At 68.7% G+C, this 25,191-nt stretch carries 17 protein-coding genes; 7 read left to right on the top strand and 10 right to left on the bottom strand.

Features of this window, described 5'->3' with window-relative positions:
* Positions 1-291: 291 nt before the first annotated feature.
* The 3 genes from mgtA to phoU are packed head-to-tail and all read right to left on the bottom strand — an operon-like array spanning position 292 to position 4,616.
* Positions 292-2,919, bottom strand: a complete 2,628-nt coding sequence (gene mgtA, locus A5678_RS21050) for a magnesium-translocating P-type ATPase (RefSeq protein ID WP_068046225.1) — start codon at positions 2,917-2,919, stop codon at positions 292-294.
* Complete coding sequence (locus A5678_RS21045) at positions 2,916-3,914, bottom strand: magnesium transporter CorA family protein (protein WP_068046222.1); 999 nt, start codon at positions 3,912-3,914, stop codon at positions 2,916-2,918. The genes mgtA and A5678_RS21045 overlap by 4 nt, the downstream gene beginning before the upstream one ends.
* Positions 3,915-3,950: 36 nt before the next feature.
* Positions 3,951-4,616, bottom strand: coding sequence for a phosphate signaling complex protein PhoU (phoU, locus tag A5678_RS21040; protein ID WP_068046219.1), 666 nt, complete (start codon positions 4,614-4,616; stop codon positions 3,951-3,953).
* Between the two features lie 189 nt (positions 4,617-4,805).
* On the opposite strand from phoU, the gene A5678_RS21035 reads away from it, so the two are divergent.
* Genes A5678_RS21035 through A5678_RS21025 form a run of 3 tightly spaced genes read left to right on the top strand, consistent with a single transcriptional unit; the run spans position 4,806 to position 12,613 of the window.
* Positions 4,806-9,242, top strand: a complete 4,437-nt coding sequence (locus A5678_RS21035) for a cation-translocating P-type ATPase (protein ID WP_156747018.1) — start codon at positions 4,806-4,808, stop codon at positions 9,240-9,242.
* Between the two features lie 9 nt (positions 9,243-9,251).
* Positions 9,252-9,863 (top strand): DUF5994 family protein, encoded by a 612-nt coding sequence (locus A5678_RS21030; protein WP_068046216.1) that lies wholly within the window; start codon positions 9,252-9,254, stop codon positions 9,861-9,863.
* Between the two features lie 17 nt (positions 9,864-9,880).
* Positions 9,881-12,613 carry a cation-translocating P-type ATPase gene (locus A5678_RS21025; protein WP_082945655.1) on the top strand — a complete coding sequence of 911 codons (2,733 nt, stop codon included), beginning with the start codon at positions 9,881-9,883 and terminating at the stop codon, positions 12,611-12,613.
* A gap of 400 nt (positions 12,614-13,013) precedes the next feature.
* Here A5678_RS21025 and A5678_RS21020 read toward each other — a convergent pair whose 3' ends face one another.
* The gene (locus tag A5678_RS21020) at positions 13,014-13,340 is read right to left on the bottom strand and encodes a DUF732 domain-containing protein (protein ID WP_068046213.1); all 327 of its coding nucleotides are present in this window, start codon (positions 13,338-13,340) and stop codon (positions 13,014-13,016) included.
* 722 nt (positions 13,341-14,062) lie between these two features.
* Between A5678_RS21020 and A5678_RS21015 the strand changes: the two genes are divergently transcribed.
* The gene (locus A5678_RS21015) at positions 14,063-14,380 is read left to right on the top strand and encodes a DUF732 domain-containing protein (RefSeq protein ID WP_068046210.1); all 318 of its coding nucleotides are present in this window, start codon (positions 14,063-14,065) and stop codon (positions 14,378-14,380) included.
* Positions 14,381-14,740: 360 nt separating this feature from the next.
* Here A5678_RS21015 and A5678_RS21010 read toward each other — a convergent pair whose 3' ends face one another.
* The gene (locus tag A5678_RS21010; protein ID WP_068046207.1) at positions 14,741-16,279 is read right to left on the bottom strand and encodes an FMN-binding glutamate synthase family protein; all 1,539 of its coding nucleotides are present in this window, start codon (positions 16,277-16,279) and stop codon (positions 14,741-14,743) included.
* Positions 16,276-16,680 (bottom strand): CBS domain-containing protein, encoded by a 405-nt coding sequence (locus A5678_RS21005; RefSeq protein ID WP_068046381.1) that lies wholly within the window; start codon positions 16,678-16,680, stop codon positions 16,276-16,278. The genes A5678_RS21010 and A5678_RS21005 overlap by 4 nt, the downstream gene beginning before the upstream one ends.
* Positions 16,681-16,788: 108 nt before the next feature.
* On the opposite strand from A5678_RS21005, the gene A5678_RS21000 reads away from it, so the two are divergent.
* Complete coding sequence (locus A5678_RS21000) at positions 16,789-19,152, top strand: heavy metal translocating P-type ATPase (RefSeq protein ID WP_068046205.1); 2,364 nt, start codon at positions 16,789-16,791, stop codon at positions 19,150-19,152.
* Here the strand turns inward: A5678_RS21000 and A5678_RS20995 are convergent.
* The 4 genes from A5678_RS20995 to A5678_RS20980 all read right to left on the bottom strand — a co-directional run bounded on the left by A5678_RS20995 (position 19,141) and on the right by A5678_RS20980 (position 22,982).
* Positions 19,141-20,271, bottom strand: a complete 1,131-nt coding sequence (locus tag A5678_RS20995) for a PPE family protein (protein ID WP_068046378.1) — start codon at positions 20,269-20,271, stop codon at positions 19,141-19,143. The genes A5678_RS21000 and A5678_RS20995 overlap by 12 nt on opposite strands.
* A gap of 130 nt (positions 20,272-20,401) precedes the next feature.
* Entirely contained in the window at positions 20,402-21,544 is a 1,143-nt protein-coding gene (locus tag A5678_RS20990; RefSeq protein ID WP_068046202.1) for a PPE family protein, read from the bottom strand.
* A 223-nt stretch (positions 21,545-21,767) separates the two neighbouring features.
* Positions 21,768-22,574, bottom strand: a complete 807-nt coding sequence (locus A5678_RS20985; RefSeq protein ID WP_068046199.1) for an MBL fold metallo-hydrolase — start codon at positions 22,572-22,574, stop codon at positions 21,768-21,770.
* 51 nt (positions 22,575-22,625) lie between these two features.
* Positions 22,626-22,982, bottom strand: coding sequence for a hypothetical protein (locus A5678_RS20980; protein ID WP_068046197.1), 357 nt, complete (start codon positions 22,980-22,982; stop codon positions 22,626-22,628).
* A gap of 218 nt (positions 22,983-23,200) precedes the next feature.
* Between A5678_RS20980 and A5678_RS20975 the strand changes: the two genes are divergently transcribed.
* Both A5678_RS20975 and A5678_RS20970 read left to right on the top strand, forming a co-directional pair.
* Positions 23,201-23,638, top strand: a complete 438-nt coding sequence (locus A5678_RS20975; RefSeq protein ID WP_068046193.1) for an ester cyclase — start codon at positions 23,201-23,203, stop codon at positions 23,636-23,638.
* 192 nt (positions 23,639-23,830) lie between these two features.
* Positions 23,831-25,150 carry an adenylate/guanylate cyclase domain-containing protein gene (locus tag A5678_RS20970; RefSeq protein ID WP_068046190.1) on the top strand — a complete coding sequence of 440 codons (1,320 nt, stop codon included), beginning with the start codon at positions 23,831-23,833 and terminating at the stop codon, positions 25,148-25,150.
* Positions 25,151-25,191 lie beyond the last annotated feature (41 nt).

Below are 25,191 nucleotides of genomic sequence, written 5' to 3'. Positions count from 1 at the left end.
CCGGCAGTTGACAGGCTCGTGACAAGCGCGCCGGTAAAATTGGCGCTGCACCTATCTCGAGAACTCGAAGGCCAAATGATTCCTAAACTTTTGGTCGGCGTTGCACTCATTCTCGGCGCTGCTGGTTGGATGGCAGCATCGGCCAACGCCGACCCAAGCCCGTTCAGCACCCTCAGCTGCAGTTGCCAGGAGACGGCTCCGGCGGGCAGCACTACACTTACGGACAACGTCGAACGCGGAATCCAGCAAGGCCTTTCGGATCTGCCGGCCGTCCGGGTCGAGCACTGACAATCACTTTCGCGTCCGCCGCTCGACGTAATGGTGGTAGCGCGCGGCCCGTCGCCGGATGCGATACGCGCTCCCGCGGGTGCGGTGCGGCTGCCCGGCGAGGTGTATCGGCTCGCTGTAGAAGAGCAGCTTGCCCAGCTCCACCAAGACCAGGTAGCAGACGACGAAGGTGCCCAGTGCGGCGAAGAACTGCCACGGCAGCGGCGTGAACCCCAGCGTGCGCGCCAGCGGTGAGATCGTCAGCCCGGCGCCGACGGCGACCACGGTGAGGCTGGTGACGGCCAGCAAGGCGCTGGGCCGGCTGCGAAAGAACGGCACCATGCGGGTGCGGATGACGAAGATGATCAGCGTCTGCGTCGCGAGCGATTCCACGAACCAGCCGGTCCGGAACTCGATGGCCCCGGCGTGCAGCACGCCCAGCATCAAGCCGAACGTCAGGAAGTCGAACAGCGAACTGATCGGCCCGAAGATCAGCATGAAGCGGCGGATGAACGCGACGTTCCAATGCGACGGCGCGTGCAGCTGCGCCGCGTCGACCCGGTCGGTCGGGATCGCCAGCTGCGAGGTGTCGTAAAGCAGGTTGTTGAGCAGGATCTGGCTGGGCAGCATCGGCAGGAACGGCAACAGTGCCGACGCTGCCGCGGCGCTGAACATGTTCCCGAAATTGCTCGAGGTGCCCATCAGCACGTACTTGATGGTGTTGGCGAAGATGCGGCGGCCCTCGGCCACGCCGGTGGCCAGCACACTGAGGTCTTTTTCCAGCAGCACCACGTCGGCCGCGTCCTTGGCCACGTCGGTGGCGCTGTCGACCGAGATCCCCACATCGGCGGCGTGCAGGGCCAGCGCGTCGTTGACACCGTCGCCCAGGAAGCCGACCGATCGCCCCTCGCGTCGCAGCGCAACGATCAGCCGAGCCTTCTGCTCGGGCGAGATGCGCGCGAAGATGGTGCGCCTTTGCGCGATGTCGGCGAACGCGTCGTCGTCCAACGCGTCCAGTTGTGTGCCTGTGATGGTGCCTTTGGATGCCAGACCCAGTTCGCCACATACCTTTTCGGCGACCTGCGGATTGTCGCCGGTGGCGATCTTCAGCTCGATGCCCAGATCGGCCAGCTCCGACAGCGATTGCCGCGCAGCCGATTTGGGTTCGTCGGCGAAGACCAGGAAGCCCGCGAGCGATAAGTCGCATTCGTCCGCCCTGGTGAGCGCCGTGAGCGCCGGTGCCGCTTTGGCGGCCACGGCGACCACCCGGCGACCGGCGGCGAACAAGGCCGCAAGGGTTTCCTCCGTCTCGGGCGCGACGGTCCGGCATTGGGCCAGCACCTGCTCGGGCGCCCCCTTGACCACCAGCACCCGATCGCCGTCGTCGTCGACCAGTGCCGACGTTGCGCGGCGTTGATGATCGAACGGCAGCATCGCAACCCGGTGCGCGGCACCGGCCACCAATTGGTGCGCCCGCGGAGACTCCCAGAGGGCGGCGTCGAGCGAATTCGCGCTGGCACCACCGGTTTCCGGGTCCACATCGGTGGCCAGCAGCCCCAGCCGGCGGACCGGATCGCTGTGCGCGCCGGTGGGATCGACCGAGTCGACCAGCCGGATCCGGCCTTCCGTCAGGGTCCCGGTCTTGTCGGTGATCAGGATGTCGACGTCGCCGAGGTCTTCGATGCACACCAGCCGCTTCACGAGCACCTTCGCCTTGGCCAGCTGCCGCGATCCGGTCGCCAGCCCGGTGCTGACGACGGCGGGCAGCAGCTGCGGCGTGATCCCGACCGCGATCGCGAGCGAGAACAGCACGGAGTCGATGATCGGCTTCGCCAGCAGCAGGTTGCTGATCAAGATGATCACCATCAGCGCGACGGCCACTTGCAGCAGCAGGTACGAGAACCGGCGCAGCCCGACCTGGAAGCCGGTTTCGGGCTGGCGTTCGTCCAATCCGGCTGCTATTCGCCCGAATTCGGCGTCTTTCCCGGTGGCGTACACCACTCCGGTGCCCTCGCCGGCGCTGACGATGGTGCCCATGAAGGCCAGGTCGGTCGCGTCGGCCACGTCGGTTCCGGGAGGCACCGGTTCCGGTGATTTCTCCGATCCGGTCGATTCCCCGGTCAGGATGCTCTCGTTGCATTCCAGACCGCTGACATCGATCAGCCGCACATCGGCCGGCACCGCCTCCCCCAGCGACAGCCGGATCACGTCGCCCGGGACGAGCGCGGTGACGGCGAGCGCGACGAACTTCCCGTCGCGGCGCACGACGGCGTTATGGTGCACGCTGGCATGCAGGTCGGCGGCGGCCCGCTCGGCGCGGTATTCGTTGATGAAGCCCAGGCCGACGCTGGCCGCGAGGATGATGCCGATGATGACCGCCTGCATGCTGTCGCCCAGGAAGTACGAGACGATCGCGGTGCCGGCCAGCAAGATGAGCACCGCGTTGCGCAGCTGACGACCCAGCACCGCAAGGACATTGACGTGGTGGGTGCGCACCGCGTTCGGTCCGTGGCGCGTCAGCCGGGCGGCGGCCTCCGCGCTGGACAGCCCGGCGGTCGAGCTGTCCAGCCGGCGCAGCACGTCGTCGACGGGGGCGGCCGCGACCAGCGTGGTGGTCGGGGCGGCGGTCTCCTGTCGCGGGTCGGTGATCATAGCCAGTCGCGACGTTTGAACATCACGTAGATGAGCGCCATCAGGACCAAGATCAAGGTGGTGCTGGCGAGGAAGCCGGCGAGGTGGCCGAAGCCCGGGTAGGGCACGTTCTGGCCGTAGAAGCCCGTGATCGCGGTGGGGACGGCGATGATGGCCGCCCATCCGGTCAGCTTCTTCATGATGGTGTTCAGCCGGGCGTCTTGCAGCGACAGGTTGGTCTCGAAAATGGTTGTGACCATGTCGCGCAACGACTCCGTCCATTCCGACACGCGGAGCACGTGGTCGTACAGGTCGGCGTACAGCGGGTCCAGTTCGGGTGCGGTGCCCACCTCGTGGCGGTGGTGCTGAATCGAGTTGACGACCTCCCGCATCGGGAGCGCCACCCGCCGAAGGGCGACCAGGTCGCGTCTCATCTGAAAGGTCCTGCGCTGAAAGCTCGGTTGGCGCGGGCTGCCATCGAACAGCTCGTCTTCGATGGCTTCGATGCAGTCGTCCAGGGCCTCCACCGCCGCGAAGTGACTGTCCACCACGACATCGAGCAACCCGTGCACCAGGGCGCCTACGCCGTACTGCAGGGCGCCGATCTCGTCCCAGCGCCGCGTGACGGCGGCGACGTCGAAGTCGGGCGTCAGTCGCACGGTGATCAAACCGCGGGGAAGGACGAAGGCCGAGATCCGCTGCATGGACAGCATCCGCTGCGGCTCGTCGCCGGCGTCGTCCGCGACGTGGACGGCATACAGGGTGCAGAAAGTGTGGGTCTCGTACGCGGTGGCCTTGACACGTTCGGATGCCGCCACGGCGTCTTCGACGGCCCACCTGTTGAGGCCGAGTTCGTCCGCCAGCGCGCAAAACGCATCGTGGTCCGGCTCGCACAGATCCACCCAGACCAGGGCGTCGGGCTCGCGGAGGTAATCGGAGATCTGATCGAACTTGAAGTCGTCCTGCGGCTTTCCGTGGCGCCACAGGCGTCCTTGGATGTGGGGCGCGACCTGCACGAGGCCATCCTCTCAGCCCAGCCCGCCCGGCGCCTCTCAGTAGGTGGATATCTCGTCTTCCGCGGGCAGGTCGCCGCTGACCATGAAGACGACCCGGCGCCCGACTTCCACGGCATGATCGGCAAAGCGCTCGTAGAAGCGGCCCAGCAGCGCCGCGTCGACGGCGAGGGGAATGTTCTCCTCCCATTCATGATCCAGCAACAGGCTGAACAACTGCCGGTAGAGCTCGTCCATCGCGTCGTCTTGTTCGCGAAGCTGGGCGGCCTGCTGCGGGTCGTGGGAAATCAGCACCTGTTTTGCGCTGTCGCCCAGGCCGATTGCCACCTCGGCCATGTCGGCGAAACACGCGCGGACCTCGCCGGGCAGCGCCCGATCCGGGTGCTCCCGCCGGGCGATCTTGGCGACGTGCACGGCCAACGCGCCCATTCGGTCGATGTCGGCGATGAGCTGGATGGCGCTGAAAATCGCCCGCAAGTCACCGGCAACCGGTTGTTGCAGCGCCAGCAAGGCGAATGCCTCCCGTTCCGCTCGCGCCCGCATCACCAGCATGCGCTCGTGGTCGCCGATGGCCCGTTCGGCGGCCCCAAGGTCGGCGTCCAGCAGGGCCTCGGTAGCCCGCCGCATGGCTTCGTTGGCCAGGCCGCACATTTCGCCGAGCTGGGCGGTCAACTCGGCCAGCTGGTGGTGGTAGGCGGTTCGCATAGCGCAACGGTGGCCCAATGGGAGCCAGTTTCACAAGGGACGAAAGCCACCCGAAAAGGGCCTGAACGACTCCTGCCCCACGCGCCACCGCGCGTTAATCTGCCGCTATTACCATGCCGAGGACACTCGGACGACCAGCTGAGCCGGGAGAGCACGGTGAGCACACGACGCGGCCTGCCCGGCCTGGGCATGCTGTTGGCGCCGGTGCGTGTCGCCGCGATGGGCACCGAGATCGCCGCCGGCACCGCCCTGTTGGGCGGCACTGTCGCGATGAGCGTGGGCAGGTCCCTGGTGCGAGCCTCGCCGGACGTTCCGGCGCTGACCCGCGCGGCCGCGGGCGCGGTGCTGGAGGCGGTGGGCGGCCCACCGGCTCGGCGCACCAGCAGTAACGGTGCGCGGCACTGGATCGAGGTGCGGGGGCTCGACGGTGCACACGCCGCCGCGATTGCGAGCGACGTCCTGGCGGCCGTCCGCGCGACGCCCGGCGTGCGGCAGGCCTACCTCAACCGCACTCTCGCGCGGGTGGTGGTCACCGTGGCTGACGGCGGACCGTCGGCCGCGGAGCTGTGCCGAACCGTCGCCGGCGCCGAACGACCGCGCGCGGGCAGGCACCCGCCGGCCAGCCTGCCGGGCGACGACGCGCTGTTGATGGGCCGGATGGTCTCGGCCACGGCCGCCTCTGTGGGTCTTGGTCTTTCATTGACCGGCAGCCTGCTGCGGCTGCCCCGACTGCCGGACTTGGTGGCCGTGCCGCCGACGGTGGCCGACCACCTGCCGCGGCTGCGCCGAGAGTTGGAGCGACGCCTCGGGCCGGAGGGCACCGATGTGTTGTTCGGCATCGTCAACGCCACCACCGCCGCCCTGACGCTGTCGCCGACGGCGGCGGCCGCCGAGGCCGCCACCCGCACCATGCTGGCGGCCGAGGCGTGGAACGGCAGGCTGGCGTGGTCTCGGCACGAGCCCGGGTTGGCCGGCCGGCCGGTGCCCGACGATGCGGGCGCGGCGCCGATCGCCGACCCCGCTCCACCGGACGGGCCGGCGGAACGCTACGCCAACCGCATCGGCATGGCGGGCATCGGCGCCGCCGCGGCGGTCGGCCTGCTCACGCGCAACCCCGACGCGGCCGGCGCCGCCGCGCTGGCCGCCATCCCCAAACCGTTGCGCACCGTGCGGGAAGCGTTCGGCTGCACGATGAACCGCGGCCTCACTGCCCGCCACGACGCGCTGGTAGTGCGCCCCCGTGTGCTGCGGGCACTCGACCGGATCGACGCGATCATGGTCGACCCCCGCGCGCTGTACACCGACGAATTGACGGTCAGTCGTGTACTCGGAGTGGAGAATTCGGCACGTGCCCACGCCTGGGAAGCGGTTCGGGCCGCGCTCGACAGCCACGGTCTGCAGCCGGGATGGCACCCGCTGGCCGACATCCCCGGGGCGGGCGACGTCGGCGAGGCGCTCATCAGCTTCGTCCGCGATCCGTTCGCCGCCGCGGTGCTGACCGAGGCGCGGCGGGCGCAGCCGCGCGTCTACTCCCTCGACGACGACGGATTACGTTCCCTGGCACAGGGTTTCGACCAGCTCTATCCGGCGCAGGGGTCGATCGACCACGCGGTGGCGGCGGCCGTCGCGGAACTCAAGGCCGCCGGGAACACCGTGGCGCTGTTGACCACGTCGGACATGCGGGCCGCGCACCGGTCCGATGTGACGATCGGCCTGCTGCGGCCCGGACATTCCCCGCCCTGGGCCGCCGACGTGATCGCGAACGACCTGACCGGCGCCTGGCGGGTGTTGCACGCGCTGCCCGCCGCGCGCGCCGCCACCGACAACGCCGTCCGGTTGTCGGCGTCGGCTTCGGCGCTCGGCGCGTTGATGCTGATTCCCGGTGTGCCCGGGCGCAGTTCGGCATCGGTCAACGTCGGCATGGCCGCCAGCCTGTGGTTCGGGTACCGGGCGGCCGTGAAGACGCTGCGCGATCCGCTGCCGGAGCCCGAAAACCGCCACGACTGGCACGCGTTGCCCGTTGCCGACGTGCAGCGGCTGCTGCCCCGGCCGACCGGGGAGGACCGCGAGGAGGCGACCGCCGCCTGGTGGCAGCAGGTGCCGCCGGTTCGCGCGCTGCACGACGCGAGCGTGGCGGCGTGGGCGGTCGTCCGCGATTTCGCCGACGAGATGCGCGGCGACCTGGCGGACCCGATCACCCCGCTGCTTGCCACCGGCGCGGCGGCGAGCGCGCTGCTCGGCTCGCCGCTGGACGCGGTGCTGGTGGGCAGCGTGCTGCTCGTCAACGCCGCCCTGTCGGCCGAACAACAGCTGCACGCCGAGAACACACTGAATCGCCTACTCGCCGTGCAGGATCCGCCGGCGAGACGGCGCGTGGGCCGACTGGACGCGCACCGCCGCGAGAAGGTACCCACCAAGCGGCTGCGGCTGGGCGACATCATCGAAGTCCACGCCGACGAGGTGGTGCCCGCGGACGCCCGCCTGCTGCACGCCTCGAACGTGGAGGTCGACGAGTCGACGCTGACGGGCGAATCGCTGCCGGTGGCCAAGCAGACCGATCCCACGCCGGGCGCCCCGCTGGCCGAGCGGACCTGCATGCTCTACGCCGGCACGACGGTGGTCGCGGGCACCGCGGTGGCCGTGGTCACCGCCGTGGGGTCGCAGTCGGAGATGCGCCGGGCGTTGGCGATGGCCCCGCGGAAGATGCAGGAGATCGGGCTGCAGCGGCAGTTGCGGCACATCACCCGCCGGGCCCTGCCGTTCAGCGTGGCCGGCGGGGGCCTGGTCGGACTGCTCAGCGTGGCGCGGGGCACCGGGTTGCGCGAGGCGGTGTCCAGCGCGGTCACGCTGATCGTCGCCGCCATCCCGGAGGGCCTGCCGCTGGTGGCGACGCTGGCCCAGCTGGCCGCCGCGCGCCGGCTCACCGGCGAATCGGTGCTGATCCGCAACCCGCACTCGGTGGAAGCCTTGGCCCGGCTGAACGTGGTGTGCTTCGACAAGACCGGGACGCTGAGCGAGAACCGGCTGAAGGTCAAAGCGGTGCGCCCGATAACGGGCTACACCCCGGGCGCGGTGCTCGACGCCGCGCTGAGCACCAGCTACGCCAGGCACACCCACCGCGTCGACCACGCCACCGACGATGCGATACACCGGGCCGCCGCCGATCCCGCCCTGCGGGGCGACGGCTCCGGGCCGCAGCGGCTGACCCGGGACGCCTTCCTGCCGTTCCAGTCCGGCCGGCCCTTCGCCGCCGCGCTGGTCGGCACCCGCCTGACCATCAAGGGCTCACCCGAGGTGCTGGCGTCGGCGCTGCTGCAGGACGACCACCCTTTGACGGAGCTGGTCGACGAGATGGCGGCCAACGGGTTGCGGGTCCTGGCGGTGGGCGAGCGCCAACTCAGTGCGAGCGAAGCCGCTTCCGCCGCAACGGATCCCGACCACCTCGAGGCCCTGTGCGGCTCCGGCCTCACCCCGATCGGTTTGCTTGGACTGGCCGATACCCCTAGGGCCGCGGCCCCCGCGGTGCTGAAGGAACTCGGCGAGCGTGGCATCGGCGTCCGGTTGATCACCGGCGATCACCCGGCGACAGCGGCGGTGATCGCACAGGAGTTGGGGATCGACGTCACCGCCGACCAGGTGATCACCGGCAACGATTGGGAGGCGCTGTCCGCCGACCAACGGGCCGCCGCGGCGGCGTCGCGGGTGGTGTTCGCGCGGATGACGCCGGAACACAAGATCGACGTGGTGCAGACCCTCGAGCGGGCCGGGCTGGTGACGGCCATGGTCGGCGACGGCGTCAACGACGCCGCCGCGATCAGGGCGGCCAGCGTCGGCATCGGCGTGGCGGCGCGGGGCAGCGACGCGGCCCGCACCGCGGCCGACGTGGTGCTGCTCGATGAACGGATCGAGGCGCTGCTCGACGCGCTCGACGAGGGCGAGCAGCTGTGGCGGCGCGTGCAGTCGGCGGTGTCGATGCTGTTGGGCGGCAACCTCGGTGAGGTGTGCTTCGCCCTGATCACCACCGTGCTGACCGGGCGTTCGGTGCTCAACACCCGCCAGATGCTCTTGGTCAACATGCTGACCGACGCGCTGCCCGCCGCCGCGTTGGCCGTGAGCCCCCAGACGGGCACCGCCGACGTCGACCGCGACGAGGCGGCGATGTGGCGGGCGATCGGGATCCGCGGCGCGGCCACCACTGTTGCCGCGACGGCCGGCTGGGCGATGGCCAGCGTGACCGGCCCGCCGCGCCGCGCGGCGACGGTCGCCCTGGTCGCGCTGGTCGGCGCGCAACTCACGCAAACGCTGGTCGACTCGCACGCGCCGCTGGTGGTGCTGACGTCGGTCGGCTCGCTGGGCGCGCTCGCGGTGGTGGTGAGCACCCCGGGGCTCAGTCAGGTGTTCGGTTGCACGCCGCTGGACCCGCTCGCCTGGGGCCAGGGCCTGCTGGCCGCGGCGACGGCCAGCTCCCTGTCCGCGGTCGCACCCGATTTGATGTTGCGCGCGTCACACAGCGTGCAGCGGCGCTGGCTCGGCGGCGAGCCGGCGACCGATCCCGAAAGGGCACAAGGTCATACCCGTTCGGTGCGGCGGACCCTGCCGGGTTCCGCTCGCGCCGAACAAGATTGAGGCGTGCACATGGAAAATCGCTTACAGCTCAAGCCATATCGGTCCGTGTCGGAGCACGTCGACGGCGCCTGGTGGCCGCGAACGACGAACCTGGCCGACGAGTTGCCGGACTTGCTGACCTCGGTGTCCGAGCGGCTGGGCCCGGTCGTGATGGTGGGCTACCGCCGCAATGGCTGGCACGAGACTCCCGCGCTGGTGCAGATCGACGGCCACACGGTCGAACTGCTGGCTTTCACCAGCGACGAGCCGTCGAGCGTCATCCTGATCGGCGCGGACGGCCACCACCTCACACTCCACGTCATCCGCCCGGACGCCGGCGAGGAGGTCGCCCGTCAAGCGCTGGAGCAGGCGCGGGTGCCCGCCGACGAAGTGCCGTCGCGCAGCCGGTCGACCGTGGCGCGGTCCGTGGCCGACGTCGCGGACAAGCTGGCCCGCCACGAAGGGCTCGGTGACGAGCAGCGGACCGCTCAGATCAGGCGCTGGTCCGAGGAGGCCGCCGAGCAGTTCGTCGACGCACCCGTCCAGACCTTCGTCCCCATCCTCGTCGAGCACATCGTCCGCAACCGCATGATGGAGTCCCGCAGAGAAGCCCCGTCGGCGCTGCCGGCGAGCCACCCCTGAGCGGGTGAGCGCGTTCGGTGGACGCCGCACTGATCGACCCAGACCCCGCGTTACTCGACGCCACCGCCGTCGTCGAAAAGCTGCGCACCGACGCCGAATTCGGACTGACGGCGGCGGAAGCCGCGCGCCGGCTCGCGGTCGTTGGCGCGAACGCCATCGAGAGCGTTCCGCCGACGCCGGCCTACATGAGGCTGCTGGCGCAGTTTCGCAGCCCCCTGATCTACCTGCTGCTCGCGGCGTTGATCGCCTCGCTCGCGGTCTGGGTTGTGGAGGGGGCCGGCGGCTGGCCCGTCGACGCGGTCGTGATCGCGGTCATCCTCGTCCTGAACGCGCTCCTCGGTTACGCGCAGGAATCACACGCGGAGCGCGCCGTCGGCGCGTTGGCGCGGATGGCCGCGACCTCGGCGGCGGTCATTCGCGACGGCGCGCGGCGCACCGTTCCGGCGAGCGAGGTGGTGCCCGGCGATGTGCTGCTGCTCGCCGAGGGCGATGCCGTGGCGGCCGATGCCAGGCTCCTCTCGGCCGCGGGGCTGGAGGTGTCGGAGGCCGCGTTGACGGGCCTGAGCGAACCGGTGCTCAAGGACGCCCGCACGCTCGCCGAGCCCTCGGCGCTCGGGGAGAGGGCGGACATGGTGTTCAAGGGCACCGCGGTCAGCACGGGCGTCGGGCGGGCGGTGGTGACCGCCACGGGGATGGCGACCCAGACCGGGCAGATCGCCGGCCTGGTGCGCGTCGTCGACCATGAGGCGACCCCGTTGCAGCGGGAGGTGGCGCGGGCCAGCCGGCTGCTGGGGGTCGCGGTGCTGGTGATCGCCGTCGTCGTGATCGCGACCATTCTCCTGGTCTTCGGCATTCACAGCGCCCACGACGTGGTGACGGCCGCGCTCCTGGGCGTATCGCTCGCCGTGGCCGCCGTCCCGGAAGGCCTGCCCGCCATCATGTCGGTCGTTCTCGCGCTGGGAATGCGGCGGATGGCCGGCCAGAACGCCGTCGTCAAGGAGCTGTCGTCCGCCGAGACCCTGGGGTCGGCGTCGGTGGTGTGCTCGGGCAAGACGGGCACGCTCACCACCGGGGAGATGACGATCGTGCGGGTCGTCACCCCGCTCGGCGAGGTGGCGGTCACCGGCGCCGGATATCGGCCCGAGGGTCGCCTCGAGCGTGGCGGGGCCGCCCTGGACGAGGGCGACGCCCTGTGGCGCCAGGCCGCGCTGGTGCTCGACGGCGGCGCCGCGGTCGCCAACGCCACCCTCGACGCGCACGACGGAGGCTGGACGATCCGGGGCGACCCCGTCGACGCCGCCTTCCTGGTGGCCCGTAGGAAGCTCGGAAGCGGGCGGCGGCCCACCCCGGCCGGAGTGACGATCGGCGACCCCGACGAGCTGCTCGCCCGCTGCACACACCTACAGGCCGGCGATCGGGTTGTCCCGCTCGACGACTCGGCGCGGGCCGCCATTCGAAGCGACGCCGAGCGGCTGAGGCTCGATGCCCTGCACGCCGTGGCAGTCGCGTGCCGGTCGAACGCCGACCTGGTGTACCTGGGCATGGTGGGCATCACCGACCCGCCCCGGCCGGAAGCGGCCGCCGCGATCGCCGAGGCCCGGCGAGCCGGGGTCCGGGTCGTGATGATCACCGGCGACCATCCCCGCGCCGCGGCGCGCATCGCCCACCAGCTGGGCATCGAAGACCGCGAGTCGGCCGTGTCCGGCGTCCAGCTCGCCGCCCTCGACGACCACCAGCTGCGCGAAACGGTGCGCCAGCATTCGCAGTTCACCCAGGTCGATCCGGAGGACAAGCAGCGCATCATCGACGCGCTGCAGGCCGAGCATGAGATCGTCGCCGTCACCGGGGAGGGGATCAACGACGCGCCCGCGCTCAAGGCGGCCGACATCGGCATTGCGATGGGCCGCACCGGCACCGAGGTCGCCAGGGAAGCGGCGAACATGATCCTCGCCGACGACAACTTCGCGACCATCGTCCAGGCCATCCGCGAGGGCCGGGGCATCTTCTCGAACATCAAGAAGACGCTGCGCTACCTGCTGTCCTCCAACATGGGCGAGATCTTCACCGTCTTCTTCGGCGTCGTGCTGGCCGGGGCGGTGGGCCTGTCGCAGGGTCATACCGTCGCGCTGCCGCTGCTGGCCACGCAGATTCTGTGGATCAACCTGCTGACCGACGGCGCCCCGGCGCTGGCGCTGGGCGTGGACCCACACACCGAGGACGTCATGGATCGGCCGCCGCGCTCGGCGTCGGACCGGGTGATCGACGGGCGGATGTGGAACAACATCATCGTGATCGGCGCGGCCGTGGCGGTCGCCACGCTCGTCACGATCCACCTGTACTCGCCCACCGGGCCCCTGCCGTCATCCCTAGACACCGCCCGCACCGCGGGCTTCACGGTGTTGGTGATCGCCCAGCTGATCAACACCATCAACGCCCGTTCGGAGACCCGGACCGCCTTCCGCCGGTTTTTCGCCAACGGCTGGTTGTGGGCGGCGATCGCGCTGTCGGCGCTGCTGCAGGTGGCCGTCGTCCAGCTGCCGGTCCTCAACACCGCCTTCACCACCACGCCGCTGTCGGTGAGCCAGTGGCTGGTGTGCGTGGCCTTGGCCAGCACGGTCCTGTGGGTGAGCGAGATCCGCAAGTTCATCTTGCGTCATCTGGACAGCCGACGACGCCAACCGACCGATCCGACCCCCATGAGGCCCAGTTCAGTAACGCACGCTGAGCAGTCAGATGCGCCCTGCATCTAGCATCTGACCAGCAATGCGGTTGTTCCGAGTGCATAAAGGCGATGCTCGTCGAGCACACGCGACATGCGCGGGTTCGCGGGCATTGAAAATCGGTACCCGGTCTGGCGGCATATCAATCTGCGGGTGATCGGCCCGCCAGCAATCTTGGGTCGGACCTGGCGGCAGTGGTAACGCCGAAGGGCTATATCAGCTTCGCCGATACGCAATGCCAGCGTGAATTATGACACAGCTATCAACACCCGCATTGTGGGCATAGTGCGGTATTTATTGCACTAGCACAGCCGTGATGAATTTGACCCGGTCGCAATGTTGGCAAGTTATGGCCGGGCGAAGGCGTAAACGACACCGTCGGAAGCTCAACAACAATTCGGTATTATCAACTTATTTCTATAACACTTGACTAGTAGTTCGGACAGAGATCGGCTATGGCGTAGTTAACGAACTCGTCGGCCTGTTCGGGGCTCAGCCCACGATCGCCCAGATTGGCGTCGGATCTTTGCAGCGCCATAGCCTTAAGCTCTTGGGGACAAACGCCATACGATACTTGGACGCATAATTTCTGGCCCACCTGCAACAGCGCGGCGTCGCCACCGTCGGCATCATAGATCCGGGCCTTGTGCAGGTCATTGAGATAGGAGTCGACGTCAGCCTGGGCCGGGTTAGTCCAAACTAGCCCGCCGACCACAAGTAAGCCACCTATTACCGCTAATCCCTCAAAATCGGCCATAGCGCATCTGTGCCGCCATAGCTCCTTCTCCTTTGCCTCATACCGGGACTGGAAACTGGAAAGACGTCAATTTCCGGAGAGACCTCTATGAAGTGTACTGCCAGGATCGGCTGTAGCGATCATCGCAGGATCCTGGGCCGATAATCCGGTTGATACTACCGTGTCGAGCTGGGAACCAGCTGCGAAACGCATTAAAGCTGACTGTCGTCATCGCACATGAACGCGCACATGTCCAGCGCAAAGGCCTTCTTCCACAAAGGGCTTAAGCGCGATCACCGCAACGAGTTGACGCCGGAACAGGTCGCGCGCTTCGACCGGGTGGCTCTCTCGAGAAGCTGGGCAAAGAATGCGCCCGCCCTGCCCTCGACTCTCACAACGGTGGACCAACAACACGGCTGCAGATTGCGTGGACCTGGTTCACCGGCCCGGCCACCCACAGCAGACCTCCACCCGGGAACGGCGGTGGGTAAGCGACTGGTCTTTAAACTACTGCGTTCCGCCACCAAGGACTGTTTGTCTCTGATGGTTGCCTCGATTTCGTCGAGACTCTTTGACGGTTCTGGTGAACCGTACGGTCGCTGGCCCGCAGCGTCACCCGACCACCGCAACGGACGACGGGCTACCTACATCTGTCGAGCAACCTGCAGTCGTGTTGGCCAAAGTTCACCAGTGTGCCGCCTACCCGATGGCTCGCGTTAGCTGTTCTACAGGAGCATCAGAAGATGAGGAGCACCCGCATGGGTGGCCGTCGTGTGGTTGTGGTGGTCGCGTTGCTCGGCCCTCTTGGAGTAGCTTCGACCGCGCATGCCGACGCTACGGATGACGCATTCCTGAAAGCGTTGAGGGACAAGGGCATTAGCTACGTTTCGCCCGATTCCGCGATCAGTGCGGGTCATAAGGTTTGCCAGCTACTCGATACTGGCCAAACCTACACCGATGTCGCGGAAGAGGTGCTGAAAAGCAGTACCCTCGACGCCTACCATGCCGGGTATTTTGTCGGCGTGAGCATGGCTGCGTACTGCCCGCATGAGTTGCGGTAGACGGCGTATGTCAAGCGTGCAGCCATCAGACAGCCGACATAGAATGAAGCTGACAACATTAGGAGAAACCACCAAGTGATCACGAAAGTCTTTGTCAGCGTTGCTATTACGCTCGGCGCGGCTGTTTCGGCAGCGGTACCGGCGGGCGCTGACCCTAACCCGTTCGGTGTCCTCGGCTGTAGCTGCCGCGCGCCAGGCACGCAGCAGGGCACCGGCACGGTTGTCACGGACCAGATAACTCGGGGATTCCAGCAGGGTCAATCTGACCTGCGAGCCATCCGAGGCCAGCAGTAGCCTTTCAGCCCCAGACTCGGCCTCCGAGTCCACCGTGTCGTCCCGATTCAGGAAAGATCCGCAAGTTCATCTTGCGGCGCCGGACATCACGGTGGTGATCGCCTCGATGTCGGCCCGGCCCGGCAATCCCCAGTCGGGCTGGTAGCCCAACAATTCGTCGACCCGCACGGTCTTCATGTCGAGGTCGAGCAGTTCGATGGCTTCCAGCGGCACCAGCGCCGGGTGGACGTAGCCGCAGGTGCGGGCGAGCTGCAGCAGTTCGAAACGCAGGGTGGCGAGATAGTTGGCGCAGCGCACCGACTTCAGGTCCGGGTCGAGGCCGTGTTGCAGCCACGGTGACTGGGTGGCGACGCCCGACGGGCAGCGGCCCGTGTGACAGCGCTGGGCCTGAATGCAGCCGATGGAGAACATGGCGGTTCGGCCGACGTTGATCATGTCGCAGCCGGTGGCCAACGCCAGCAGCGCGTTCTCCGGGATGCCCAGCTTGCCCGACCCGATGAACATCACGTCGTGGTGCAGCCCGTGCTCGGCGAAGGCCCGGTAGACCCGCGGGAGAGCCCACTTGAACGGCAGGGCGACGTGGTCGCTGAAGACCAGCGGGGCGGCGCCGGTGCCGCCCTCGCCGCCGTCGACGGTCACGAAGTCGACGCCCGTCCCGGTGCGGGCCATGCGCGCGGCCAGGTCACACCAGAACCGGTCTTCCCCGACCGCCGACTTGATGCCGACCGGCAGGCCCGTCTCGGCGGCGATGGTCTCCACCAGGTTCAGCAGCCCGTCGACGTCACGGAACGCGGAATGCCCGGCGGGGCTCCTGCAGTCCACCCCGACCGGAACGCCGCGGATGGCGGCGATTTCGGGCGTGACCTTGGCGCCGGGCAGCACGCCGCCCAGGCCGGGCTTGGCGCCCTGGCTGAGCTTGATCTCGATGGCGCGGATCGCCGGCGTGGCCGCCACCCGGTCGATCAGCCTCGGCAGGCTGAAGCGGCCGGCGTCGTCGCGGCAACCGAAGTAGCCGGTGCCGATCTGCCAGACCAGGTCGCCGCCGTTCAGGTGATACGGCGACACCCCGCCCTCGCCGGTGGTGTGCAGGGCCCCCGCGATGGCCGCGCCCTTGTTGAGGGCGGTGATGGCCGCGCCGCCGAGCGCGCCGAAGCTCATCCCGGAGATGTTGACCACCGACGGCGGGCGGAACGCCTTGGCGCGGCCCCGCGCGCCGCCGAGCACCTTGGCCGACGGCAACGGCACCGCGGGGTCGGGATGCTCGGGTTCGCCCTCCGGCGCCGCGACGGGAAACGCCGCGTGCTTGATGATCGGATAGTTGTGCACCCGCTCCAGGTCGTTGTCGGTGCCGAAGCCGAAATACCGGTTGGCCAGCTTCGAGGACGTGTACACCCAGCGCCGCTGGTCGCGACTGAACGGCCGCTCCGCGTCGTTGTCCGTGACGATGTACTGGCGCAGTTCCGGGCCGACCGCTTCCAGCAGGAACCGCAGGTGCCCGATGATCGGGTAGTTGCGCAAGATGGTGTGCCGGCGCTGCAGCAGATCCCACCCCGTGACTCCGGCCAGGCCCCCGCCGACCAACGCGGCCACCGCCCGGGATTTCAAGAATCGAAATCCGTGTAGACGCCCAGCAGGTCGCGGGCCGACACGATGCCGACCAGCGCGCCGTCGCGCTCCACCAGCACGTGGCGGATGTAGCGGTCCATCATCCGGGCCGCGACCTGGTCGACCGAGGCTTCGGCGTCACACCACACCAGCCTGGTGCTGGCCAGCTCGGAGGCCGCGACGGTGGCGAGGTTCCGGCCGGCGGCGACCGCCCGCACGATGTCGCGCTCGCTCACCAGCGCGAGCGGCCGCGCGTCGTCGCCGATCACGACGGCGCCCACGTCGCAAGTCACCATCGCACGGGCGGCGTCGGCAATCGTGGCGTCGGCGGGGACGCGGGCAACAGGGTCACCGGTGAGGGTGGCGATCGGGATGGACCCCGGCGTAGATATGTCAGGCACGTCTCCCATGCTCGTCGAGCGGCGGTGGGCCTTTCTAGTGACCTGAGTCCTCAATCCGCGTCCATCCGGCCCTAGCCCACTCCGGGACGCGCGACCAAGCTGGCACGCATGGGCGCTATGGGTTGGTTGCGGCCCGGTCAGTGGGTCGAACCGATTCTTGTCGCGGTGACCGTCGTCGCGTTGGCGGCCGGGGGGATCGCACGGCTTGCCGGGGCGCCCGGGGTCGCCGACGGCTGCTGGATCGCGGGCACAGTGGCGGCGGTGGTCCCCGCGGTGGTGTGGGTGCTCGCCGCATTGCGCCGGGGCCGATTCGGGGTCGATCTGATCGCGGTGTTGTCGCTGGCCGGCACGCTGCTGGTGGGCGAGTATCTCGCCGGCGCGTTGATCGCGGTCATGCTGGCCGGCGGGCGGGCGCTGGAGGCGGCGGCCGAGCGCCGCGCGTCCCGCGATTTGCGGGCGCTCCTGGAACACGCGCCGCGGTTCGCCCGCCGCCGCGTCGGGTCGACGGTGGACGTCATCGCACTGGACGAGGTCGCGGTCGGGGATCTGCTCGTGGTGGGCCCGGGCGAAGTGGTGCCCGTCGACGGGCGCGTTTCCGGTGCGGTCGCGGTGCTGGACGAATCGGTCCTGACCGGCGAACCGCTGCAGGTGGAGCGCGGCGCCGGCGAGCCCGTGCGCAGCGGGGTGGTCAACGCGGGCAGCGCCTTCGAGATTCACGCCACGGCCACCGCCACCGACAGCACCTACGCGCAGATCGTCCGCCTGGCCGCGGAAGCCGGAGCGGAGAACGCGCCGGTGGTACGGCTGGCCGACCGGTATGCGGCGTGGTTCTTGCCGTTGACGCTGATGGTGGCGGGTGCGGCATGGCTCGCCAGCGGGTCGGCGGTGCGGGCGGTGGCGGTGCTGGTGGTGGCCACGCCGTGCCCGCTGTTGCTGGCGGCACCGGTTGCGATCGTGTCCGGGCTGTCGCGGGCGTCGCGGCGCGGCGTGGTGATCCGCAGCGGCGGCACCCTGGAAAACCTCGGGCATGCAACGACTTTGGTGATGGACAAGACCGGCACCCTGACCATGGGACGTCCCGTCGTCATCGATGTCGCGGCCGCGCCAGGCCGCGATGCACTCGAGATCTTGGGGCTGGCCGCCTCGGTGGATCAGATGTCTCCGCACGTCTTGGCCGAGGCGATTGTCACCGCGGCGCGGGCTCGCGGCCTGCGGCTGTCGCTACCCTCCGAGGTGGTCGAGGAGCCGGGCCGCGGCGTCACCGCCACCCTGGACGGCCGGCGTATCCACGTCGGCAAACTCTGGCAGGGCACCGCGAACGCGGAATGGGCCCGCGCGGTGGTGAATCGCGCCCTGCTGGACGGCGCCGCGATCGCTTGGGTCTGCGTCGACGGGCGACCCGCGGGCGCGGTTTTGCTGCGCGACCCGCTGCGTCGCCATGCACCACGAACGCTGCGCCGGTTACGCGAAGCCGGGCTGAACCGATTGGTGATGCTGACCGGAGACCGCGCCGAACCCGCCCGCGAGGTGGCCGCCGTGCTGGGTTTGGACGAGGTGTACGCGGAACAGAGCCCGGCCGACAAGGTGGCGGCCGTGCGCACCGAGAAGGACCGCGCGGTGACCGTGATGGTCGGCGACGGGGTCAACGACGCGCCCGCGCTGGCCGCGGCCACGGTCGGCGTGGCGATGGGCGCCCGCGGTGCCACCGCCTCCTCTGAGGCCGCCGGCATCGTGTTGACCACCGATCGGCTGGACCGGCTCGCCGACGCGATGGACATCGCCCGCTGGTCGCGGCGCATCGCCGTGCAGAGCGCGGTCGTCGGCATGGTCCTGTCGCTGGCCGCGATGGCCGTCGCCGCCGTCGGTTGGCTGCCACCGGCGCTTGGCGCACTGGTGCAGGAGGGCATCGACGTCGCCGTGATTCTCAACGCGCTGCGCGCCCTGCGCGGCAACCCGGACATCGAGGTCGACCTGCCCGCAGCGACCGAACAGATGTTGCGGCGCTTCGACGCCGAACACGACGAGCTGCGCGACGCCGTCGATCTGTTGCGCGCCGCCGCCGACCGGTTGGCCGCCGCGCCCGATCGGTCGGCGCTGGAGGCGATCGGCCGCGCCCACGCCGTGCTCACCGAGCGGATCATCCCGCACGAGCAAGCCGAAGAGACGCAGCTTTACCCCGCGCTGGCCCACCCATTGGGCACCAGCGAAGCGACGGCGCCGATGAGCCGCACCCACGCGGAGATCCAGCGACTCTCCGACCGGATCGGCGCCCACTTGGCCTTGGCGCAGAGCAATGGCGCGATCGGTCCCGACCAGCTCGACGACCTGCTCGCCTGCCTATACGGGTTGCACGCCCTGCTGCGCCTGCACTTCCTGCAGGAGGAGGAAAGCTATTTCACCCTGGCCGAGGACGAACCGGGCCCACGAAAGCCGGACGGCCGGGACGCCTTGGCGCACAAGCTATCCCGCTGACGGTGGTCGTTTCATGACTGTGCCGGGCAGCTCCGCGCCGATTTCGATGTCCTCGTAGTCCCGCCCGTCGCCACGGCCACCCTTGCCGCCCGACGGCCGCCGCATGGGCGCCACCGGCATAGGGGGTGGCGATGCTTCCCCGGGCGGAAGCGCGGACACCGCCGAGGCGAGCTGCACCGGCGGCTGCGCGCCCGGCAGCATCCCGACCGTCGCGGGCGGCATGCTCAGCTTGCCCACCAGCACGGAAACGCCCAGCGCGCCCCGCGGCGCCAGCGCCCCGGAACCGAGGGCGTTCACCAGGCTCGCATCCGCCGATGCCAGCGCGGCCGAACCCTCCGCCAGGCCCTGTCCGATGTCGGCGCCAACACCTGAAAGCGCCTGGGCCGCATTGAGTTGCGCCAGGTAGCTGAGCAGGTTGACGGGGAATCCACTGGCGATGAACTGCCAACCCCAGATGCTGGTGTAGCCGAACCAGCCCTTGTTGGGATCGAAAGGAGTGACGCCGAGCGCGTCAATGATCGACTGCGTGTTGGCCGAAGAGCCGATCAGAGCGTTGGCGGCGGGCACCATCGTGGCCTGGGTGGAGACCACCGAAGGATTGGCGACGGGCGGCGGCGACGAGAGTGGGGAGAGCTTGACCGCGTTCAGTGAGGTCGCGCCGTAGCGATACATCGCCGCCGAGTTGTTCATCCACATGGCGTTGTACTCGGCTTCCGTCTCGGCGATGGCCGGAGCGTTGATACCGAAGAAGTTAGTGGCCAGCAACATTGCCAACCGCGCCCGGTTTGCTGCAACAACGGAAGGATGCACCACCGTCCAGTGGGTCAATTCGAAAGCGGCCGTGACGGTTTCGACCGATGCGGCGATTTCCTGGCACTGCGCCGCGGTGGTCCGCAACCAGGCCAGGTAGGGCTCGAACGCCTGGACCATCGCGACTGAGGACGGACCCTGCCATGTCCCCGCCAGCGTCGCCAACTCCGCGGTGTAACTGCTTGCCGCCGCCTCCAATTCGGCGCTGAGCTCTTGCCACGCGCCGGCGGCTTCGATCATTGACCAGGCGCCGGGTCCGGAGTGGATCAGCGCCGAAGTGATCTCGGGCGGCAGCAGGCCAAAGTCAATCACGTCTCGCCCAACGGGACAGGACGCGCGTAACCACCACTGCGCTTGCGCGACAGGGCATTTGCGCCACGATTAACCTATCCGGCGGCGAGATTCCGCTTCCGGAGTGGTGAGAAACCGTCATCGGCTCTCATCCCCCGCTTGGCGGTCGGTGAATCACCTTCTTCGGGAGTTCCGCCCCGTATTCAAGGTCCTCGAACTTCTGTTGCTTGCGCTTGCGCCAACCGCTGCCCGCCGAGTTGGAGGCGGCCGGCGCCATCATGGGCATGAGCGGCATGCCGGTGAGTCCGGCATCGGCCGGCAGCGGCGACACCGACGATGCGAGTTGCACCGGCGTTTGCGTCGCCGGCAGCAGGCCCACCACCGCGGGCGGGGCGGTTAGCTTGCCCAGCGAAACACCGACCCCCATCGCCCCTGCGGCCGCACCCCCGGGCGCGGCCTGCAACGCGCTGGCCAGCCTGGTCACCGACGACGCCAGCGCACCCTCGCCCTCCGAAAGCCCCAGGCCGATGTCGCTGCCGACGCCCTGCAGCGCCTGGGCCGAGGTGTTCTGCGCCAGGTAGCTGAGCAGGTTGATCGGGAAACCGGAGGAGATGAACTGGTTTCCCCAGGTGCTGAAGTAGCTGAACCAACCGGCGTTGGGGTCGAAGGGGCTGACGCCGAGCGAGTCGATGGCGTTCCCCGTGCTGGAGGCCGAAGTGCCGAGCAGGGCGTTGGACACCACTCCCTGTTGGTTGAGCGTGCCCGTCGGGTTCGTGATGGCGAGCGGCGAATTGAATTGCGACAGCGACGTGGTCGCTTGTGACGACGCCGCCTGATAGCGCGCCATCGCCGCGGAATTGTTCGCCCACATGGTCTGGTATTCGTCCTGGGTCGCGGCGATCGCCGCCGTATTCTGGCCGAACCGGTTGGTGGCCAGCAACTGCGCCAGCCGCGTCCGGTTGGCGGCTACCACTGCTGGATGGACCACGGCCGACCGGACGGCGGTGAATGCCACCGCTGCGGACTCTGCCGAGGTGGCCATTTGCTGGGCCTGCTGCGCGGTGGTGCGGAGCCAGATGAGGTAGGGCTGTACGGCCTGCAGCATCGCCATCGAGGACGGGCCGTCCCACGAATCGATCAACGACGACAACGCGGATGCGTACACGGCGACCGAGTTCTCCAGCTCGACGCCCAGATTCTGCCACGCGCCGGCGGCCTCGATCAGCGACCCAGCGCCTGGACCGGAGTGGATGAGCGTCGAGGTGACCTCAGGTGGCGCGAATAAGTCCATCACATCTCACCTTGTCTACGCCGACTACGCAGCCGGAAAGTTTCGTTTACGAAGTTGCAAAGAGACAGGAAACTTTACGCATTTCGCCCCCCAGGGTGCTGCCCGCATCCTTCCCCGTCGAGTCCCCGGACGTGAGAACGATATACCGGCGACGTTAGGGTAGCCAAAGTAGTCGCCGAGCACGTGGGCCCGGGTGCTGGTCAACAGCGCCGCGGTGGACCCGCTAGACGGTCACCGATGCGCCGCGGGGCACCTCGATGATTCGATCCGCGATCTCGCGGCGCCGCATCTCCCGCGTGAAATCGGCCAGCGGCGAAGCGAAGACGCCATAGTCGTCGAAGTGCACCGGAATGGCCTTGGGCAGGGCCAACATTGCCACCAGTTCCGCGCCCTGGCGGCCGTCCATGGTTACGGTCAGCCCGAACGGAAGCCGCGGGCCGGCCGGCAGCCGGGTCCCGCCGAGGTGCAGCACGCCGGCGTCGATGGAGTCGAATCGCGCCGGGATCTCTTTCAGTTCCTCGATGAGCAGGGTGTCACCGGAGATGTAGAGCCGGCGCCGGGGCGATCCGTCGTCGGCGGCGAATTCCAGCATGGTGCCCATCACCGGCGGCAACAGCCGCTGGGTCCAGCCCGGGCCGTGTCGGCCCGGCAGCGACGTCATCGTGACGGTGGTGCCGCCCTTGGTGATCTTGTGTTGTTCCCACGTCGAAAGCCCGCTCGCGTTGGCGAAGCCACGGTGATGCAGCCGTCTGGCGGCGTGTGGGGTGGTCACCACGGGCAGGTCGTGGTCGAGGCCTTTCTGGGACACCCGGTCCCAGTGGTCGCCGTGCATGTGGGAGAGGACGACGGCATCGACCGGCGGTAGTTCGTCGATGCGCAACGCCGGTTCCTTGAGGCGCTTGGACACCAGCCCGTGACCAAGGTAGGCGTGTTGCCCGCGGTGCAGGAAGTTGGGATCGGTCAGCAGCGTCAGCCCGCCCGCCGCGATCAAGGTGGTGGCGTTGCCCACGAACGTCACGGTGATGTCCATACCCGCGGGCTACCCGATCGCGGGCTGCTCACGCGGCCCGGAAGATGTCTGCTACAGGCCGGGCAGGCAGATGGGCGCTCCGTAGCAAGGGGGCGGACCCAGCGGCCGGCGGGGAGCGTCGCCCTCCCAGACGAACTGGCCGACGTTGCCCATCCCGCCGACGGGGACCCAGTACCAGTGGTGGCAGACGCCCATGTCCCAGCGCACGTCCGGCATCGGCAACGGTTGCCCCGGGCACCAGTCGTGCGGGACGGTGAAGTTATCCAGCGGCAGTGGGCCGATGATTTGCGGCGCAATGCCGCGCTCCGCCTGCGCGGTGCCCGCGGCCAGCCCCAGACCCGCCACCGCCACGCCGCCGGACAGCAGCGCCCCGGTGATGGCCTTCCTGAACTTGTGATTGTTCGACATTGCCTCGCGCCTTTCCTCGACGCTGTGATGCTGCGATCAGTATCCGCTCGCGCCGACCCCGTCACCGGGGAAGTGGACTACGCGAATCAGCAGACATCGGACGGTCCGCTACCGATCCAGAAACGATGGCCTCGGAGCAAAGCCGCCCACGTGGCCCACGGGTGTTCTACAGTGACGCCCTACCGGGGGATTCGTCGAGGCATCGAGGAGGCCCCGTAATGACAGCGGTAGACGACATCACCAGCCTTCGCCAGCGCCGCGAGGCAATCGTCAATCAGCACGTCGAGGTGGAAAACCGCCATGACGTCGAGGCGACAATCGCCACCTTCACGCAGCCACGCTACGAGGTAAACGGCGTTCCGAGCGATGGCGAGGATGCCGTCCGGGAGCTGCTGCAAGGCCTCATGGTTGGCTTCCCCGACCTGCACGCCGAGCTCGGCAGGATGCGCCATGCCGACGACGCGATATTCGGCGAAGGGCTCATCACGGGAACCCACGACGGCGAATGGGCGGGCATCCCACCAACCGGCCGCCGCATCGAGATCCCGATAGTCGGCATCTTCGAATTCGACGGCGATCGACTGCTGTGCGAGAAGGTCTATTTCGATATGGCCAACGTGCTGATGCAGATGGGTGTGCTCCCTCCCATCGGCTAGAAGGGTGGCGGGTGCGTCGCCGGGCGGGCATCTTCGCCGTGCGTTCAGCGCAAAAGTTCTGGGGCGCATCGGCTTCGGGGGCCGCGATCGCCCCGGTGGCCCGACACAGACTGGGAAACAACAGCGCACTGCCCGGGGTGGTGACGTGTCGATGCGCGCCGCTCGACCTGCTGCGCGCCTTACACTTCCGCAATGTTCTCGGAGACGCGCTATGCGATGAACGGGGACTTGCGCGTCGCTTATCGCACATCCCGCGAAGGTCCGCGCGACATCGTGTTCGTCCCGATGTGGCTCAGCAACTGTGAGCTCATGCCGGAACTACCGTCGATGCAAGGGTGGATCAATGCGATGACATCGGTCGGTCGGCTCATCTTCTTCGACCAGCCGGGCACCGGGGCGTCTGATCCCGTCGCGTCGGGCGCGCTGCCGACGTTGGAGCAATGGGCCGACAGCATCACTGCTGTGCTCGACGATCTCGGAAGCCGTGAAGCGGTCCTCCTCGCGGGCCTCGGCGCGGTCGCGACGGGGGCGCTGTTCTCGGCAACACACCCGTCGCGCACCGCCGGGTTGGTCGTGCTGGAGGGCTACGCGGATCCGATGGTCGAACGCACCGAAGGACCCACACCCGAGCAGATGACTGCTGCCGTGATCGCCGCGTGGGGCACGGGCGACATGCACCACCTCCAGAATCCGGACATGCCGTGGAACGAGGAGATCCGGGCCACGTGGGCCCGTCTGGAACGCTTGTCGGCGAGCCCAGGGACCTTTGCTCGCATGCTGCCTCTGGTGGCTGAGATGGACGTGCGGGCGGTCCTGCCGACAATCCGCGTCCCGACACTCGTCCTCCATCGCACTGGCGACCCCTTTATCCCGCCTGAGTGGGGCAGGGACGTCGCTGATCGCATACCGGGTGCGAAGTTCGTTGGGCTGCCGGGGCGCAACATGCTTCACTACGTGGAACCGTGGCGCGATTCCTTTCAAGAGATCGCCCAGTTCCTCACCGGCCACCAGGCCGACGTTGCCGATGATCGCGTGCTCGCCACCGTGCTGTTCACCGACATCGTGGACTCGACCCGCCGGGCCGCGGAGATCGGCGATCGTGATTGGCATGCGCTGCTTGATGCGCACGACGCGATCGTCCGATCGCAGCTGTCCCGCTTTCGGGGCCGCGAGGTGAGCACTTCGGGCGACGGTTTCCTGTCGATGTTCGACGGCCCCCAGCGAGCGATCCGCTGCGCCATGGCGATTCGCGACGCGGTGCAGACGTTGGGTATCGAGGTACGCGCCGGGTTGCACACCGGTGAATGCGAGGTCCGTGGTGAGGACATCGGCGGGATCGGGGTGCACATCGGCGCGCGCGTGAGCGCCCTGGCGAGACCGAACGAGGTACTCGTCTCGAGCACGCTGCGCGACTTGGTGATCGGGTCAGGACTGGAGTTCGAGGAGCGGGGCTCTCACGAGCTCAAGGGCGTGCCTGGCGAGTGGCGTCTATTCGCCGTCGCCTCCAGGTAAGACCGATGATGGCTCGTCAGAATGGTGGCGGATCGTCATCG

This window comes from Mycobacterium sp. E2733, assembly GCF_001667585.1.
Classification (GTDB): Bacteria; Actinomycetota; Actinomycetes; order Mycobacteriales; family Mycobacteriaceae; genus Mycobacterium.
This window is presented reverse-complemented; position numbering and strand designations above follow the sequence as displayed.